This is a genomic window from Rhizobium sp. BK312, assembly GCF_014193605.1.
Lineage (GTDB): Bacteria > Pseudomonadota > Alphaproteobacteria > Rhizobiales > Rhizobiaceae > Rhizobium.
Genome location: NZ_JACHZP010000001.1, coordinates 902801 through 917966 on the forward strand (window position 1 = coordinate 902801; position 15166 = coordinate 917966).

Annotated in this window: 15 protein-coding genes; 9 read left to right on the forward strand and 6 right to left on the reverse strand. The window is 60.4% G+C overall.

Features of this window, described 5'->3' with window-relative positions; genetic code table 11:
• Positions 1 to 7: 7 nt before the first annotated feature.
• Complete coding sequence (locus FHT85_RS04355) at positions 8 to 1198, reverse strand: efflux RND transporter periplasmic adaptor subunit (protein ID WP_112411474.1); 1191 nt, start codon at positions 1196 to 1198, stop codon at positions 8 to 10.
• A 170-nt stretch (positions 1199 to 1368) separates the two neighbouring features.
• Entirely contained in the window at positions 1369 to 2181 is an 813-nt protein-coding gene (locus FHT85_RS04360) for an alpha/beta hydrolase fold domain-containing protein (protein WP_112399207.1), read from the reverse strand.
• A 233-nt stretch (positions 2182 to 2414) separates the two neighbouring features.
• Between FHT85_RS04360 and FHT85_RS04365 the strand changes: the two genes are divergently transcribed.
• Positions 2415 to 3326: a LysR family transcriptional regulator gene (locus tag FHT85_RS04365; RefSeq protein WP_112399208.1), complete on the forward strand. Its 912-nt coding sequence runs from the start codon at positions 2415 to 2417 to the stop codon at positions 3324 to 3326.
• Between the two features lie 61 nt (positions 3327 to 3387).
• On the opposite strand, the gene FHT85_RS04370 is transcribed toward FHT85_RS04365, so the two are convergent.
• Positions 3388 to 3846, reverse strand: a complete 459-nt coding sequence (locus FHT85_RS04370) for a carboxymuconolactone decarboxylase family protein (RefSeq protein WP_112411473.1) — start codon at positions 3844 to 3846, stop codon at positions 3388 to 3390.
• Between the two features lie 133 nt (positions 3847 to 3979).
• On the opposite strand from FHT85_RS04370, the gene FHT85_RS04375 reads away from it, so the two are divergent.
• On the forward strand, positions 3980 to 4864 hold the full coding sequence (locus FHT85_RS04375) for a sigma-70 family RNA polymerase sigma factor (protein WP_112411472.1): 885 nt from the start codon (positions 3980 to 3982) through the stop codon (positions 4862 to 4864).
• A gap of 2 nt (positions 4865 to 4866) precedes the next feature.
• Here the strand turns inward: FHT85_RS04375 and FHT85_RS04380 are convergent, their stop codons facing one another.
• Entirely contained in the window at positions 4867 to 5628 is a 762-nt protein-coding gene (locus FHT85_RS04380) for an AraC family transcriptional regulator (RefSeq protein ID WP_112411471.1), read from the reverse strand.
• A 139-nt stretch (positions 5629 to 5767) separates the two neighbouring features.
• On the opposite strand from FHT85_RS04380, the gene FHT85_RS04385 reads away from it, so the two are divergent.
• From FHT85_RS04385 to FHT85_RS04415, 7 genes are all read left to right on the forward strand, one after another.
• Positions 5768 to 6715: a DMT family transporter gene (locus FHT85_RS04385; protein ID WP_112411470.1), complete on the forward strand. Its 948-nt coding sequence runs from the start codon at positions 5768 to 5770 to the stop codon at positions 6713 to 6715.
• An 83-nt stretch (positions 6716 to 6798) separates the two neighbouring features.
• Positions 6799 to 7521 carry a GntR family transcriptional regulator gene (locus FHT85_RS04390; protein ID WP_112334964.1) on the forward strand — a complete coding sequence of 241 codons (723 nt, stop codon included), beginning with the start codon at positions 6799 to 6801 and terminating at the stop codon, positions 7519 to 7521.
• Between the two features lie 101 nt (positions 7522 to 7622).
• Positions 7623 to 8903, forward strand: coding sequence for a cysteine desulfurase-like protein (locus tag FHT85_RS04395; protein ID WP_112334965.1), 1281 nt, complete (start codon positions 7623 to 7625; stop codon positions 8901 to 8903).
• Positions 8904 to 9071: 168 nt separating this feature from the next.
• On the forward strand, positions 9072 to 9854 hold the full coding sequence (locus tag FHT85_RS04400; protein WP_112411469.1) for an HpcH/HpaI aldolase family protein: 783 nt from the start codon (positions 9072 to 9074) through the stop codon (positions 9852 to 9854).
• Between the two features lie 187 nt (positions 9855 to 10041).
• Entirely contained in the window at positions 10042 to 11250 is a 1209-nt protein-coding gene (locus FHT85_RS04405; protein ID WP_112411468.1) for a pyridoxal phosphate-dependent aminotransferase, read from the forward strand.
• A gap of 79 nt (positions 11251 to 11329) precedes the next feature.
• Positions 11330 to 12127 (forward strand): ABC transporter substrate-binding protein, encoded by a 798-nt coding sequence (locus tag FHT85_RS04410; protein WP_112399211.1) that lies wholly within the window; start codon positions 11330 to 11332, stop codon positions 12125 to 12127.
• 93 nt (positions 12128 to 12220) lie between these two features.
• Entirely contained in the window at positions 12221 to 12895 is a 675-nt protein-coding gene (locus FHT85_RS04415; RefSeq protein ID WP_112411467.1) for an amino acid ABC transporter permease, read from the forward strand.
• Between the two features lie 64 nt (positions 12896 to 12959).
• Here FHT85_RS04415 and FHT85_RS04420 read toward each other — a convergent pair whose 3' ends face one another.
• A complete protein-coding gene (locus FHT85_RS04420; RefSeq protein ID WP_112399212.1) occupies positions 12960 to 13475 on the reverse strand; it encodes a MarR family winged helix-turn-helix transcriptional regulator in 516 nt (171 codons plus the stop codon).
• Between the two features lie 97 nt (positions 13476 to 13572).
• Positions 13573 to 15141, reverse strand: a complete 1569-nt coding sequence (locus FHT85_RS04425; RefSeq protein ID WP_112411466.1) for a phytoene desaturase family protein — start codon at positions 15139 to 15141, stop codon at positions 13573 to 13575.
• Positions 15142 to 15166 lie beyond the last annotated feature (25 nt).

The window sequence follows — 15166 nt, forward strand, 5'->3', positions numbered from 1 at the left end:
CGAAGTCTTACTGAGCGGTCGCAACCTTCTCGGCCAACTGCGGTACGACGACTGCGCCGGGACGGATTCGCTGCAACCCGTTGACGACGATCTTTTCGCCGGCTTTCAGGCCGTTCTCGATCACCCTCTGGCCGTCGACCAGCGATCCGAGCTGGACCTGCCGGTAATTGACCTTGTTCTCGCCATCCACGACGAAGACGAACTTCTTATCCTGGTCGGTGCCGACTGCACGATCGTCAATGACGATCTTATTCTCGGCCTTCGGCTGACCCATACGGACCCGCACGAACTGACCGGGGATAAGACGGCCGCCCGGATTATCAAAGACGGCGCGAACGCTGACGGTGCCGCTCGCCGCATCGACCTCGTTGTCGATCAACTGCAACTTGCCCTTGATCGGCGTGCCATTGTCGCTTGCCGTACCGATCTGAACCGGGATCTGCTCGACCGGCGGAAAAGCGCCTCCGGTTGTCGGCAGTTCGGCCAGAGCCTGGGTGACGGTCTGCTCGTTGGCGCTGAAGCTCGCATAGATCGGATCGACCGAAACCAGCGTCGTCAATGCCGGCGACGTCGAGCCGGCCGCCACGAGATTGCCGACGGTAACGGCGATCTTGCCGACCCGACCGGCGATCGGGGCACGGACCTGCGTATAGTCGAGGTTCAGCTGCGCAGTCTGAAGGGCCGCTTGCGCTGCCTTCAGATTGGCTTCTGCCTCGGCAGAGTTGCTGGTGCGGGTATCCATGTCGCTCTGCGAAATCGTCTTGTTGTCGAAGAGCTTCCGGCCGCGATCGATTTCGACTTTGGCGAGATCGAGCTTGGCTTTTGCCGCCCCGACCTGCGCCTGAGCTTGGGCAACCACCGCTTCATAGGGCGCCGGATCGATCGTCACAAGCAGATCGCCTTGCTTGACCAGCGCGCCTTCGCGGAAATGCACTGATTGAATCGCCCCGGCGACACGCGGACGGATCTCGACACGGTCGATAGCCTCCAGACGGCCGGAAAATTCCTGCCAGGAGGTTACGTCGCGCTGCTCGACAGCGGCAACCGTAACGGGGATCGCCGGCTTCGCAGCCTGGCTTGCCGCCTCGGTTGCCTGGGCGCCGCGCGGCAGATCCAGATAGAAGGCCGCGCCTGCAACAGCCGCAGCAACACCCATGCCAGCACCCCACAGGGCCCAGCGCTTATCGTTGGACTTCATGTCAGTCTCTCCTTTGGCCCCGTCTTGGGATACGGGACCGCAAATTCCTATCGTCTCAATAAAATCAGGGGCCGAAGCACCGCGCATCCGCGTGACCATCGCTCCGGTCTCATGCCTTCGACATAGATCTAGTCCGCGCTCATCCCTCGCGAACGGGATCTCCTAGTCGATCAAGCCTGCACGTCTTCGACAAAACCCTTGAAACAACAGCAGATATCCTGCTGCCACGAAGGCTTGTCCTTCGACTGCCCGCCATAGAGGGTGGGCCAGCCTGTCCCGGCGGGAAGGACTTGCTGGCGAACACGGACGCCAGCCGCTTTCAGCCGACTGCCGTATTCCATGCTCTCGTCGCGGAGCGGGTCGTCCTCGGCCGTGAGCACCAATGCCGGCGCGAGGCCCGAAAGCCGCGAACAGTATCGAGGCGCTGCATAGGGGTGACAGACACCGCCCAGGAAACCCAGGTAACGGTTCCAACCCTCCGTCCAGCGCTCGCGCATGCCGCTTTCCTCCGCCTGGAGGAAAGATTTCGATCCCATGAAGGGATCAAGCAAAGGCGATATCAAAACCTGTCCGTCCAACGAACCGGGCATCTGATCGCGCGCCTTTAAAGCGACGCCCGCTGCGACATTGCCACCCGATTCCTCACCGGCGACAAACAGCAGCGATTTTTTCGCCCCGCCCAGCGCAAGCATGTTCCGCTTGTTGCTGAGGTAGGCGAGAAGTCCGTAAGCGCATTCCAGCACCTTCGGAAAAGCATTCTGATTGCAGCTCGTATAATCCGCTGCAACCACGATGGCGCCTGCCTCAGCGAGGCTTGCCGCCACCGGTCTGTTGGTCGCGTGGTCGGTATCGAGAAAGGCTCCCCCGTGCAGGTAAAGCACCAGCGGCGCCGCCTTCTTCAAACCATCACCGTTGTAGATCCGAGCTGCCACCGGGCCCGTAGGCACGTTTTCCAGCACAACATCTTTCCACGGCGCACTCATCAACCCAAATCCCTGTCTGCTCGAGCGAATATGTCCCAATCCAAAAAGCGGTTTACCACGCTTTGTGACCATATTCTCGAAATGCGGTCTTTGGCGCCCCCATGCCGCATTGCAACAACTTACGAAACAACATATTGTTATTCCGCTCTGAGAATAAGTAGCCTACATTCGATCAGACTATTCAGAATAACAAACAATCGGCCTCTTCATTTTCGGCCGAGGGGCATCATGGAATGGACCAGTTGTCAGCAATGCGGGCATTCGCGCGTGTGGTGGAGACGGGTAACTTTACCCGCGCCGCGGCAGCCCTTTCCATGCCGAAAGCGACGGTGACGACGCTCATCCAGTCGCTTGAGGCGCATCTGCACGCCAAGCTTCTCAATCGTACCACACGGCGCGTCATGGTGACGACCGATGGCGCGCTCTATTACGAGCGCGCCATTCAGATCCTCTCGGAGATCGAGGAGCTGGACGGCAGCATCAGCAATTCGCAGAGCCTGCCAAGCGGCCGCCTGCGCGTGGAAATGGCCGGCGCCTTTGCCGAAAAAATCGTCATGCCAGCGCTTTGCGATTTCCATCAGCGCTATCCCGACATCCATATCGATCTCGGTGTCGGCGACCGGCTTGTCGATTATCTCGCCGAAAATGTCGATTGTGCGCTGCGCGCCGGCATGCCGAGCGACCAGTCGCTGATCGCCCGCCGCGTCGGCGAGATCCACCTCATCACCTGCGCAGCCCCTCTTTATATTGAGAAGCATGGGACGCCGGAACGGCCGGAAGATCTTGAGACCAACCACTATGCGGTCAGCTATTTCCGCGCGCAAACCGGCCGTACGATTCCGTTTCTGTTCGAACACGGCAACGAGGCATTGGAAATCAGCCCGCGCTATATTCTTTCGGTAAATGACAGCCGCAGCTATCTCCAGGCGGCCTTGATGGGGCTCGGCATCGCGCAAGTTCCGAGCTTCATGGCTCGCGATGCGCTTGCACGCGGCGAGCTCGTCCCCATTCTTTCCGGCTGGACCCGGCCATCGCTGCCCTTGCATATCGTCTATCCGCCCAACCGGCACCTGAGCAACAAGGTGCGTGTCTTCGTGGACTGGATGGCCAAATTGCTGGTGACCTCGCGAGTGGGCGAGGCTTGAAAATGCGGACCACCGTCTTCTGACCATGCAGTGGGAAGACGGTGGCGCTCATTGCGGACGATCAGTTCCAGGATGCGCCTGCCTGCTGCCGGACCGTGGCGTTCAGCCGGTTCCAGACATTGTCGATCGCGATCGAAACGATCAGAGCCGACAGAGCCTTTTCGTCGAAATGCTTTGCTGCTTCGTTCCAGATCTCGTCGCTGACGGCATCGGACCGGTCGGCAAGCCGGGTTGCCGCTTCCCCGAGAGCCAGAGCCGCGCGCTCAGCATCCGAAAAATAGGGCATTTCGCGCCACGCCGAGACGCCGACGATTCGTTCCATCGTCTCGCCGGCCTTCTGGAGCTTGCGAAAGCCCATATCCGTGCAGACGCTGCAGCCGTTGATCTGGCTGATGCGAAGATGCACGAGGTCCATGATATTCTCCGAGAGACCCTGATCCTTGATCGAATTGCTGACGGTCAGAAGCGCTTGCAGCGTTTCAGGCAGAACGAGGGCTGGGTTCTTCATACGAGCTTGCATGTTTCTTTCCTCTATTTATCAGAGCCTGTTGCGGCTCATTTCCCGACGATGCATTTTCCTGCCGATCCGATGTCACACCGGCCGGATTTCGTTCGTCATGGGTTTGACGGATGAGGATGAGGAGATGTGACCGATGGACGAAAAAAAGTGGCAGGCAGAGAAATTCGAGGCGAACCGGCCGCATTTGCGCGCCGTTGCCTACCGCATGCTCGGCTCGCGCGCTGAGGCCGAAGATGCGGTGCAGGAGACATGGCTGCGCCTGATAAGGAGCGATACGTCCGGCGTCGAAAATCTAAGCGGCTGGCTGACGACTGTCACGGCGCGCATCTGTCTTGATCTGCTGCGATCACGCAAATCCCGTCGCGAGGAGCCGTTGACCGTCCATGTTCCAGAGCCGATCGTGGTGCACGAGGCTGGCAACGGCACCGACCCGGAGCAGGATGCCTTGCTCGCGGACTCCGTCGGCCTCGCTCTTCTGGTCGTGTTGGAAAGGCTGAACCCGGCCGAGCGGCTTGCCTTCGTCCTGCACGATATGTTCGACGTCCCTTTCGATGACATTGCCCCGATTCTAGGGCGCACGACGGTCGCGACACGCCAGCTAGCGAGCCGCGCCCGCCGCCGCGTGCAGGACACGCCATCAACGACGGAGACCGATCTCACCCGCCAGCGCCATGTCGTCGACGCCTTCTTCACAGCCTCGCGTGACGGCGACCTGCAGGCGCTGCTCGCTGTCCTCGATCCCGAAGCCGTCTTCCGTCCGGATGCGGTTGCCGCACGCATGGGGGCCGCTGGCGAAATCCGCGGACGTATGGATGTCGCCAAGACCTTCCAGGGCCGTGCGCGGGGAGCCCGATTGGCGGTCATCAACGGCGCGGTCGGTGCCATCGTCGTCATCGACGGACAGCTACGCATCGCCCTTCGTTGCACCCTCAATGCAGATGGCATGATTGCCGTCATCGACGCGATGGCCGATCCGGAAGAACTGCGCAAGCTGGAGATCGTTTTGATTGAAGCCTGAGATTAGCGCATCTGCGTCGGGCTCGTGCCTGTGAGCCGACGGAACATCGCAATGAAGGCCGACGCGTTGCTGTAACCCAGCTGCGTTGCAATCCGGTGCACGGGCTCTCCGGCCTCGATCATCGACAGTGCAGCAACAAGCTTCAGTCGCAGCCGCCACTCATTGAAGGAAAGGCCGAGATCATCCTGGCACCGGCGCGACAGCGTGCGCTCGGTCGTCCCCATCCGGCGCGCCCATTCCGCAAGGGAATGCCGGTCCCCAGGATCGGCTTGCAAGGCGCTCAGTAACGGGCCGAGCAACGGATCGTCGGAGAGCGGCAAGTAGCTCTCGCACCGCGGCGCCAGGCGAATCTGATCGACCAGAACCTGTGCGAGCCGCAAATCTTCGGCTGTTTCAGGTATGGTGACATCACGCGCAGCAAAATCCGCCAGGATTGCCTTAAGCAGCGGACTGATGCTGAGCGTCGATGGCTTGTCAGGCAAGTTCGCGCAAAGAGCGCGTTCGACATAGACGGTCGCATAGCGCAGATCGTGCTGGATCACGGCGCCGTGCATCGTCTGCGGCGGCAGCCAGATGGCATAATGTGGCGGCGAGAGATAGCGCATGCCTTCTATATCGAACTCGCAGATGCCGGTAATCGCATAATTAAGCTCGCCCCACGGCTGGCTCTTTTTGGGGAAAACCGTACCCGCTCTGTAATTCTCGGTTCGGAAGGAAACCGGGTTGGGTGGATCGCCCTCGATGCGTGGAGGCCTGCTGGACATGTCCTCATTTCGCTACTGACTGTCTTATTCTCGCTATATACCAGAATTCGGACAGGCAGTACAAAGCCTTTGGGATGGCGAACCCAATCCGCCCTCCTTCGTTTCGCCCCAAGCCACAAGACGACGAGAGGCCATTCACATGAGCACCGAGCAGAATGCTTCCGCATCCATCGTCAGCACGGCCGGCCTTGCGCCCTTGCTGACGGTGCTGATCTGGTCCGGCAACACCGTCGTCACCAAGGCATCGGCGGGCTTGATTTCGCCGGGCTCGATTTCCTTCTATCGCTGGCTGCTGGCCTTTCTCGTGCTCATGCCCTTTGTCGGCCGCGCGGCATGGCGCAATCGTTCCCTGCTACGGCAGCACTGGCTGAAGCTCGCCACCCTCGGTGCCCTCGGCATGGTGATCTATCAGAGCCTCGCCTACGAGGCGGCCAAGACGACATCGGCTGTCAATATGGGTGTGACGATCGCTCTAATGCCGCTTCTTTCGACGGTGCTAGCCGGCCTGCTGGCGGGCGAAAAGCTCACCGTGGCGAGCCTAGCAGGCGGCACCATCTCGCTGATTGGGCTCGTCTATTTGACATCGCAGGGTGATCCGATGCGCCTTGTGAATGGCGGCTTCCACATTGGCGACGGCCTGATGATCATCGCCGTTCTCTCAAATGCGCTCTATGGGGTCATGCTGAGACGCTGGGCGATGCCGCTTCCCATGTGGCAGCAGCTTTTCTGGCAGATCGGCTTTTCAACCTTGCTGCTGATCCCGATTTTCCTGATGGGCGATATCTCACCGATCACTACCGCCAACCTGCCGCTGATCCTTTATGCTGCAATCCCGACCTCCCTCCTCGCGCCGCTTTGCTGGATGATCGGTATCCAGAGGCTCGGCGCGAGCCGCACCTCGCTGTTGATCAATCTCCTGCCAATCGTCGTTGCAGCGCTGGCCTGGGCGCTGCTTGGAGAACAGCTGCATTCCTATCATGCGATCGGCGGTGCGCTTGCCCTCATCGGCGTTGGGCTCGGCTTACACAAGCTTCGGGCGAAGAATGATCCGGCCGATGACGAAAGCTGGGAAACCGAGGAAGCCTGACCGCCACTCCGAGAGGCCTCTTTCCTTTCGCTCGCCCTTCGTTCTACCATGAACGAGTCCCGAGAAGCGGAGAGGAAGCAAGCGTGCGCATAGCCCTGGAACCGGTGTCCTCCAGAACGACGATCCAGGAGAGCGTCTATCAGCAGCTGCGGAACGCGCTCATGGTAGGCAATTTCGATCCCGGTCAGACGCTGACCATCGCCTCGCTTGCTGAAACCTTTGGAACCAGCAATATGCCGGTGCGTGAGGCTCTGCGCCGTCTGGCGGCTGAAAATGCTTTGGAGGTCGCAGCCAACGGCTCGGCCCGCATCCCGATCGTTACTCTTGCCCGGCTGAACGATCTTTGCCGCGCCCGCATCGCCGTCGAAGGTCTGGCCGCAGAGCTCGGTTTTCCGAACCTCACTGTCGGCGACATAGCGACGCTCGATCGCATCGCCGGGGAGCAGCATGTGATCGGTCGAGGCGCTAATGTCTATGATCTCATGGCCAGGAACCAGCAGTTCCACTTCACCATCTATCGCGCCTCAGGCTCCGAGGTGCTGCTCCAATTGATCGAGACCCTGTGGCTGCGCTTCGGCCCCTATATGCGCATGCTCTCCGCCTCTGCAGAACCTTTGATGCGCAGCGGCGAACTCGATCCCGCCGGCGAGCACGTTGCCATCGTCAATGCTTTGAAGGCGGGGGACTTCTCCGCTGCCCGCGACGGTATTGTCGCCGATATCAGCCGCACCCACGAAATCCTACAGGATTATTGTCCGGCCACGCAGGACGAGCCCCGTAAGGGCTCAAGCTCCGGCCGCCGCTAGCCCCCAAGAAAGATACCAAGAAATTTGGTTGAACCTTAAAGTATTTTGTGATCAAATGATCAAAATCAGATTTCAATCCCAATATTCAGAGCGAGATCCCCATGAGCTCCGCCCCTTCCGCATCGCAATTTGCCGGCCACAACAGCTTCCCGGTTGACGAGATCCGCGCCATGTTCCCGGCCATCCGGAAGGCTGGCGATTTCGTCTTTCTCGACAATGCGGGCGGCGCACAGGTGCCGCAGTCGGTGGTTGATGCGGTTGCCAATCACCTCATCGATTTCAACGTCCAGCGCATGGCGAAATACCAGCACAGCCAGGGCGTCGACCGCAATCTGGAAGAAGCGCGCGAAAGCGTCGCCATGCTGGTCAACGCCTATCGCCCGGAGGAAATTTCGTTCGGCCAGAACGCCACCTCCTTCATTCGGCTTGTCAGCCTCGGCATCGCCAAGCTGCTGGGCGAGCGCAACGAGATCGTCGTCACAGACATGGATCACGATGCCAACATCGCCACCTGGATGGCGCTGGAAGCCGATGGCGCGAAGATCGTCTGGTGGCGCATGCGCGAGGACGGCACGCTGCATGTGGAAGACCTGAAGCCGCTGCTGAACGACAAGACCCGCCTCGTCGCCTGCACCGTCACGGCGCATTCGATCGGCACGATCGTCGATGTCGCTAGTGTCTGCAAACTGGCACAAGCTGCCGGCGCCGAAACCTTCCTCGATTGCGTCCATTACGGCCCGCATGGCCTGATCGACGTGCAGGCCTGGGGCTGCGACTATCTCGTCTGCTCCGGCTACAAGAATTTCTCGCCGCATATGGGCTTCCTCTGGGGCCGCTATGACGCGCTGGTCAAGCTTCCCACCTTCAAGGAAGACTTCATTCCGGACGTGCCGCCCTACAAGATCGAAGTCGGCACCTTCACCTACGAGAACGTCGCCGGCATGAATGCCGCGGTCAAATATCTGGAAGGTCTCGGCCGCCGTTTCCTGCCTGCCGGTAACCATAGCCGCCGCGAGGCGCTTGCCGCCGCCATGGGCGCGATCCGTCAGTACGAACTTATGCTCTCGCGTGAGATGATTGCCGTTTTGAAGCACCACGGCGCCACCATATACGGCATCTCCGACGAGACCCGCCTGGAACAGCGCGTGCCCACCATCTGCTTCAACATGCCCGGCATCACGCCGCAGGAATTTGCCGATGAGATGGGCAAGCAGCGCATCGGCCTGCGCGACGGCCACATGTTCGCACCGCGCCTGATGAAACGCCTCGGCCTTTCCATGGAAACGGGTGCCATCCGCGTGTCGCTGGTGCATTATAACAAAGTCGAGGAGATCGCCCGGTTTGACGCGGTCCTGACCGAGATCATGGCGCGGCGCAAGTAAACCGTGCCTGTGAGCGGTGGCGGCGCCCGAACAACTCCGCCACCGCAATGCCTCCGTGCTGCCGCCAAACAGCACGGAACGCTGTTTTGAACGCAGAGTAGATTGCTGTTTCGCAGTTGTATCTTTCGGTCCATACCTCGTTGAGAGACCGCCAGAATGAGGAAGACGATGAGCGATTTCCGCCGGAATTGTATCGAGCAGAAGCTGCTCGTCGGTACATTTGCGGCCATTCCGCATCCCGTCGCCATCGAAGTCACGGCAGCCTCAGGCGTCGATTTCCTCTGCATCGACTGGGAGCATTCGCAGATCAGCCGCGAGCGCATCGAGGATCTGATCCGCGCCGCCGATGTCCATCGCGTTCCGGCCATGGTCCGCGTGCCCGGGCATGCGGCGGAGGATATTGCAGCCGTTCTGGATGCAGGTGCGGCAGGCGTTCTCGTGCCCCGTGTTTCGACGGCGGAGCAGGCGCGCTCAGTCGTCAAGGCCACCCGCTATCCCCCGCTCGGCGCCCGTGGCGTCGGTCCGGGTCGTGCTGCCGCCTATGGCTATCGTATTCCGGATTACCTCGCCAAGGCCAATGCCGAACTCGTGCTTGCCATCCAGGTCGAAACAGCCGAAGGGCTTGCCAATATCGCCGAGATCGCCGCCGTCGATGGCGTCGACCTCATCTTCATCGGTCCTGGCGATCTCTCCGTTTCGATCGACGCCATGGGTCCTGCTGGCAAGGACAGGCTCGATGCGGCGATCAGAACCATCACGCAAGCCGCACTGTCCGCCGGTCGCGCGGTCGGCATCTTTCGACCTTCAGCAGACGATGTCGGCGCATGGTCGGAAGCCGGCATCAGCTTCTTCATACTGGCAAGCGATACGATGTTTCTGGGCGTCAGCCTGGCTGCCGGCGTCGATGCCGCAAAACAAGGTAAGCATGCGCCATGGAACAAGGAAAGCTGATTTCTATCAGTGCGTTACCATTTCGAAGGGCAAGCGAAATTGAGCAGGAAGATAGACTTTTTAAGCTTAAAATTTGTCCTTGAAATGCCGTTGTTTTTGGATAACCATTCGAAATTGAGGGGTTGCAAAAGCGAAAGTTACCGCAGCCGTTTGAACCCTCCAATGCAGAATTCCCAGGGGAAATTTCTTGTCTCTTCTACCGCAGCATAACCTGCCGAACGTGATGACGGGCCGCGATGCTCTCGAAGGCATTCGCGCCCAGATCCGGGACATGCGCACCGACAATATCGCCGTGCTTGCCAAGCGCGCCCGCGAACTCGGCGGCGTCATTCCGCTCTGGTTCGGCGAAGGCGATATCGTAACGCCGGAGTTCATCCGCGATGCCGCGAAAAAGACGCTCGACGACGGCGCAACCTTCTACGTCCCGAATATGCGCGGATTGGCGACGCTGAACGAAGCGCTGTCCGACTATCAGACACACTGGCATAAGCGCCCTATCCCGATCGAGCGCACCACGGTCGCCCCCGGCGGTATGCAGGCGCTCTATATGGCGCTTGAACTGCTCGTCGATGTCGGCACCAATGTAGTCTACGTCGCCCCGCAATGGCCGAATATCCATAACGCCATCCACCTGATCGGCGGCGAGCCGCGCGCCGTGTCACTCGATTTCGATACCGACTGGCGCCTCGACCTCGACAAGCTCTTCGCCCGCTGCGATGCCCGCACCCGAGCCATCTTCCTGTCGACGCCCTCCAATCCCACGGGCTGGACCGCCTCGCGCAAAGAGATGCAGGCGCTGCTCGATTTCAGCCGCCGCACGGGCATCTGGATCATCTCCGACGAGGTCTATGCCCGCCTCTATTTCGATGGCGACATCGCCCCTTCGATCCTGCAGGTGGCCGAGGACGGCGATCGCGTCATCGCGATCAACAGCTTCTCGAAGGCCTGGGCGATGACTGGCTGGCGGGTCGGCTGGCTGACGCACCCCTCTGCCGTCGCCGATCAGCTCGGCGCCATGACGCAGTATATCAACAGCGGCACCTCGGCCATGGTTCAGGCGGGTGCCGCTGCCGCTCTGCGCGAAGGCGAGCCGCTGGTTTTAGAAATCCGCGAACGCATCAAGGCCGGCCTCGATCTGGCCTATGAGAAGCTGCCGAAGATACCGGGCATCATCCTGCCCGAAAAGCCGCGCGGCGGCATGTATGCCTTCTTCGCGCTGCAGGGCGAGCCCGATGCGACGGCGCTTTGCGAGCGCATTCTCGAAACGGCCCGCGTCGGCCTGGCGCCCGGATACCATTTCGGCGAGGCATCCCGCGCATTCCTGCGTATGTGCACCTTCCGCGAAACCGAACAGATGCGCATCGCGCTCGATCGTATGGTCAACGCGATGACATGATACGGCCGCCGGTCGGGCGGACGGGAACACCGCGGGTGAGAGGAAAAGCCCGCGGCCATAACCAGAGGGAGACTAAAAAATGTCCATTACTCGTCGCGGTCTGCTTATCCTGGCGACCGCCGTCGGCCTCGCCGGCGGAAGCCATTTTGCCTATGCCGCCGATGTCTTGAACGTCGGCTCTTATCCAAACAACCCGCCCTTCGAATATAAGACCGCGAATGGCGGCTTCGAAGGCTTCGAGGTCGATATCGTCAACGAAGCGGCCAAGCGCGCCGGCATGACCACCAACATCGCCGACTACGGCTTTCAGGCCCTGTTTGCGGCAACCAGTTCCAAGCGCATCGACGTGGCGATCTCGTCCATCACGATTACGCCGGAACGCCTGAAGTCGCAGTCTTTCACCCAGCCCTATTACGACTCCGATATGGGCGTCGCCGCCAAGGACGGCAGCTCGATCAAGGCGCTTGCCGATCTCAAGGGCAAAACCATCGGCGTGCTTTCGGGCTCGACGGGTGAAAAATGGGTCAATGACAACAAGGCCGCTCAAGGTTTTGCCGACGTCAAGGGCTACAACTCGCAGCAGGATATGTTCCTCGATCTCGGCGCCGGCCGCATCGATGCCGTCGTCAGCGACATCCCCGGCATGCAATATCTCTTCGTCAAGACCAAGGGCTTTGCCATCAAGGATCGCATCAAGACCGGCGAGCAGTATGGCCTGATGATGACCAAGGATTCGCCGCTCGTCGCCAAGATCAACGATGCTATCACCGCGATGAAGAAGGATGGCACGCTGGAAAAGATCCACGAGAAGTGGTTCGGCGGCAAGGCGCCGGCAGGCTCCTCCACCGTCACCGAACTGCCTATCCCCAAAGCGTGATCAAAAGATCATTATCGAAATGAAACCACGCCGGTCGCAACGACCGGCGTGGATGCAAGAAACCTCGTCTTCGTTTCACACGCGGGAGTGCCAATGTCTTTCGTCGACACCTTCCTTAACTCCGACGTCATGATCTCGGCCTTTCCACAGCTGCTGCGCGGGCTTTGGATGACCATCGCGCTCGGCGTCGTCAGCATCCTGATCGGCGTGACCGGCGGCCTCATTATCAGCCTCATCCGCCTCTATGCCCCCAAGCCTTTGCAGCTCCTGACGATCGCCTATATCGACATCATGCGCGCCATGCCCATGCTGGTCGTGCTGATCCTGATCTATTACGCGCTACCCTTTGTCGGCATCAGCTTTTCCGCGTGGTGGTCGGCGATCCTCGGCTTCTCGATCGTGCTTGCCGCCTATTCGGCGGAAGTCTTTCGCTCAGGGATCGAAAGTGTGCCGCGCGGGCAATTCGAGGCGGCCGCAGCCCTCGGCATCCCCTTCCTGATCACCCTCTACAAGGTTGTGCTGCCGCAGGCGGTGCGTATCGTCATCCCGCCGACGACGAGCAACTGCGTGTCGATGTTCAAGGATACGTCGCTCGCTTCGACTGTGGCCCTTCCCGAATTGCTCAAGGAAGGACAGAACGCTCAAGGCTTCTACGCCAACCCCTCGCCGCTCATCATGGCCGCGTTGATCTACATTATCCTGCTCTGGCCAATGGTCCGCCTCGTCAGCGTGCTCGAAAAGAAGTTCAAGGACGAGCGGGCGAGATAGTTCCTCGTTGACGCATGTCGCTACCGCAAAACCGCTACACACTTTTGCGTGACATGCTTTATCATCAATCGAAATCGGCGCCGGAAAGATGGTTGCTCACCGATGACTTCACCTCGCCGATATCCCGCCACAACTCGCTGATGATCGCGGGCTCTACATCCGCCATCATGTCGCGCAGCCAGCCTTCATGGGCGGCGGCCATGGCGCTGAACTGGGTCTCGCCCTTTTCCGTCAGCTTCGCGACCGTGACGCGCCGGTCGCCATCGGGTGTCACACGCAGCACGAGGCCATCCGCCTCCAGCCTCTCGACAAGACCGGTGACGTTGCCGTTGGTGACCATGGTGCGCTTCGACAGCTCTCCAAGGCGCAAGCCCTCTCGCTCGCGATAGAGCTGCGCCATCAGGTCGAACTGCGGCAAAGTCGCTCCGAACTCATTGCGCAGCCGGCGGCGGATTTCCTGCGAAATCAGCTTGGTCGTCGACAACATCCGCAGCCAGAGCCGGAGCTCGAGCTTCTTGCCTTCCTGCGCGCCCTGAACGATGATCTCCAGATCAACGCTTGCACTCTCGGACTCTGTCATAACGTCGCCTCGGCCTATCGTTCCGCATCGCTAATCCCAGCGATCTAGGGGACGATATTTGAAATGTCAAAGGTTTGAACGTCAAGTCATATGGCGTTCACTTGGCCAGCATTTTCCCCAGCATGAAACCGGAACCTGCGCCCGTCCCCGCACCCGGCCATGTCGAGGCCCCGCACATGTAAAGCGATGCCACGGGCGTCTTGTATCGCGAATAGCCGGCAACCGGGCGGAACAGGAAATTCTGGTCGAGATGATGACTGCCAGAGAGGTTGTCGCCGCCGATGAGATTCGGGTTCTCGCGCTCCAGGTCGACGGGCGAAAAGACCGAGCGCCCCAATATCTTGCCGCGCAAGCCGGGCGCATAACGCTCGACGATATCGAAAACGCGCTCGGCATAGATATCCTTGATCTCATCCCAACCCGCGCCGCTGATTTGACCGGCAGCATCGCCATGGAATTCCGCCGGCAGGACGCGCACCTGTATCCAAAGCACATGCTGCCCGTCGGGCGCGCGCGACGGGTCGATGGCTGTCGGTTGGCCTACCACCAGGGCAGGTTCAGCCGACAGTAGCCCGCCCATCGCCTCGGCATAGACACGCGACATCATTTCGAGATCCGGCGCGATATGCACATAGGCAAAATTCTGGAGCGCCTTGCCCGCCGTCCAATCCGGAAGGCCCGACAGCGCCAGATGGATCATCATCGTACCTGGTCCGGCGCGGAAGCGCTTGATCTTGCCGTCAAACTCCTGGCGCGCCGGATCCTGATCCAGAAGCTTGCCGAACAGGATCTGCGGATGGACATTGGCGATGACCGCACGCTTCGCTTCGTAACGTCGTCCATCGGCCAGCACAACGCCCGTCGCTTTGCCGCCCGAGGTCGTGATCTTGTCCACGCGCGTGCCGAGTATCAGCTCGCCGCCCTTGCCCTTCAGCACGGCCGCCATCGCCTTGATGATCGTATCGGCTCCGCCCTTGCCGATCACCATGCCGAATGCCTGATTGGCCATGGATTCGAGATAGGGAAACAGCGCACCGCCGGCGACGTCGGGCGCAAAGTCGAGATGCAGCCCCCAGGCGGCCATCATCGTCTTGAGCTTGGTATTCTGGAAACGGGCATCGAGAAAATCGCGTGGGGATGCAAAGAGCATGCGCGCGGTCTCATAAATCCAGCCCATTCCCTTTTCGCGCCATGCCTTCCACACGACCCTGGCGGCGGCCATCGAAGGCATGGGCGAGCCGAGCAGGCCGAAAATATGCGGCGCATCCGCACCGAATGTAGAGAGCATATTGCGCCAGGCGGCTGCATCCTGCGGTGAGATCTCGGCGATGGCGCCCGCGGTCTTTTCCAGATCGGTGCTGACGCCGAGATAGGTGTTGTCGCGAAAGACGCTGGCGAAGCAATCCGCGGCGGGCACGAAGCCCAGCCCTTCGGCCAGAAGCTCGTTCTTATACTGCGCAAAGAAGGCCGAGCCGGCGAACATCGAGAGGTTCATGGCGCACAGATCGTGCCGAAAACCGGGCAGCGTCACCTCACGCGTCTTGACTGCACCGCCAGCCTCCGCATTACCCTCGATCACGGCGACTTTCCAGCCCTTGGCGGCCAAATGCACCGCCGCCGCCAGGCCATTGTGACCGGCCCCGACTATGATCGCATCATAGCTCATCGTCTGCCCCTTTTGTTTGTGATTA

Excerpts from the sequence above, each read along its gene's own strand:
- FHT85_RS04355 (WP_112411474.1), bottom strand. The coding sequence starts at position 1,198 with ATGAAGTCCAACGATAAGCGCTGGGCCCTGTGGGGTGCTGGCATGGGT.
- FHT85_RS04360 (WP_112399207.1), bottom strand. The coding sequence starts at position 2,181 with ATGAGTGCGCCGTGGAAAGATGTTGTGCTGGAAAACGTGCCTACGGGC.
- FHT85_RS04365 (WP_112399208.1), top strand. The coding sequence starts at position 2,415 with ATGGACCAGTTGTCAGCAATGCGGGCATTCGCGCGTGTGGTGGAGACG.
- FHT85_RS04370 (WP_112411473.1), bottom strand. The coding sequence starts at position 3,846 with ATGCAAGCTCGTATGAAGAACCCAGCCCTCGTTCTGCCTGAAACGCTG.
- FHT85_RS04375 (WP_112411472.1), top strand. The coding sequence starts at position 3,980 with ATGGACGAAAAAAAGTGGCAGGCAGAGAAATTCGAGGCGAACCGGCCG.
- FHT85_RS04380 (WP_112411471.1), bottom strand. The coding sequence starts at position 5,628 with ATGTCCAGCAGGCCTCCACGCATCGAGGGCGATCCACCCAACCCGGTT.
- FHT85_RS04385 (WP_112411470.1), top strand. The coding sequence starts at position 5,768 with ATGAGCACCGAGCAGAATGCTTCCGCATCCATCGTCAGCACGGCCGGC.
- FHT85_RS04395 (WP_112334965.1), top strand. The coding sequence starts at position 7,623 with ATGAGCTCCGCCCCTTCCGCATCGCAATTTGCCGGCCACAACAGCTTC.
- FHT85_RS04400 (WP_112411469.1), top strand. The coding sequence starts at position 9,072 with ATGAGCGATTTCCGCCGGAATTGTATCGAGCAGAAGCTGCTCGTCGGT.
- FHT85_RS04410 (WP_112399211.1), top strand. The coding sequence starts at position 11,330 with ATGTCCATTACTCGTCGCGGTCTGCTTATCCTGGCGACCGCCGTCGGC.
- FHT85_RS04415 (WP_112411467.1), top strand. The coding sequence starts at position 12,221 with ATGTCTTTCGTCGACACCTTCCTTAACTCCGACGTCATGATCTCGGCC.
- FHT85_RS04420 (WP_112399212.1), bottom strand. The coding sequence starts at position 13,475 with ATGACAGAGTCCGAGAGTGCAAGCGTTGATCTGGAGATCATCGTTCAG.
- FHT85_RS04425 (WP_112411466.1), bottom strand. The coding sequence starts at position 15,141 with ATGAGCTATGATGCGATCATAGTCGGGGCCGGTCACAATGGCCTGGCG.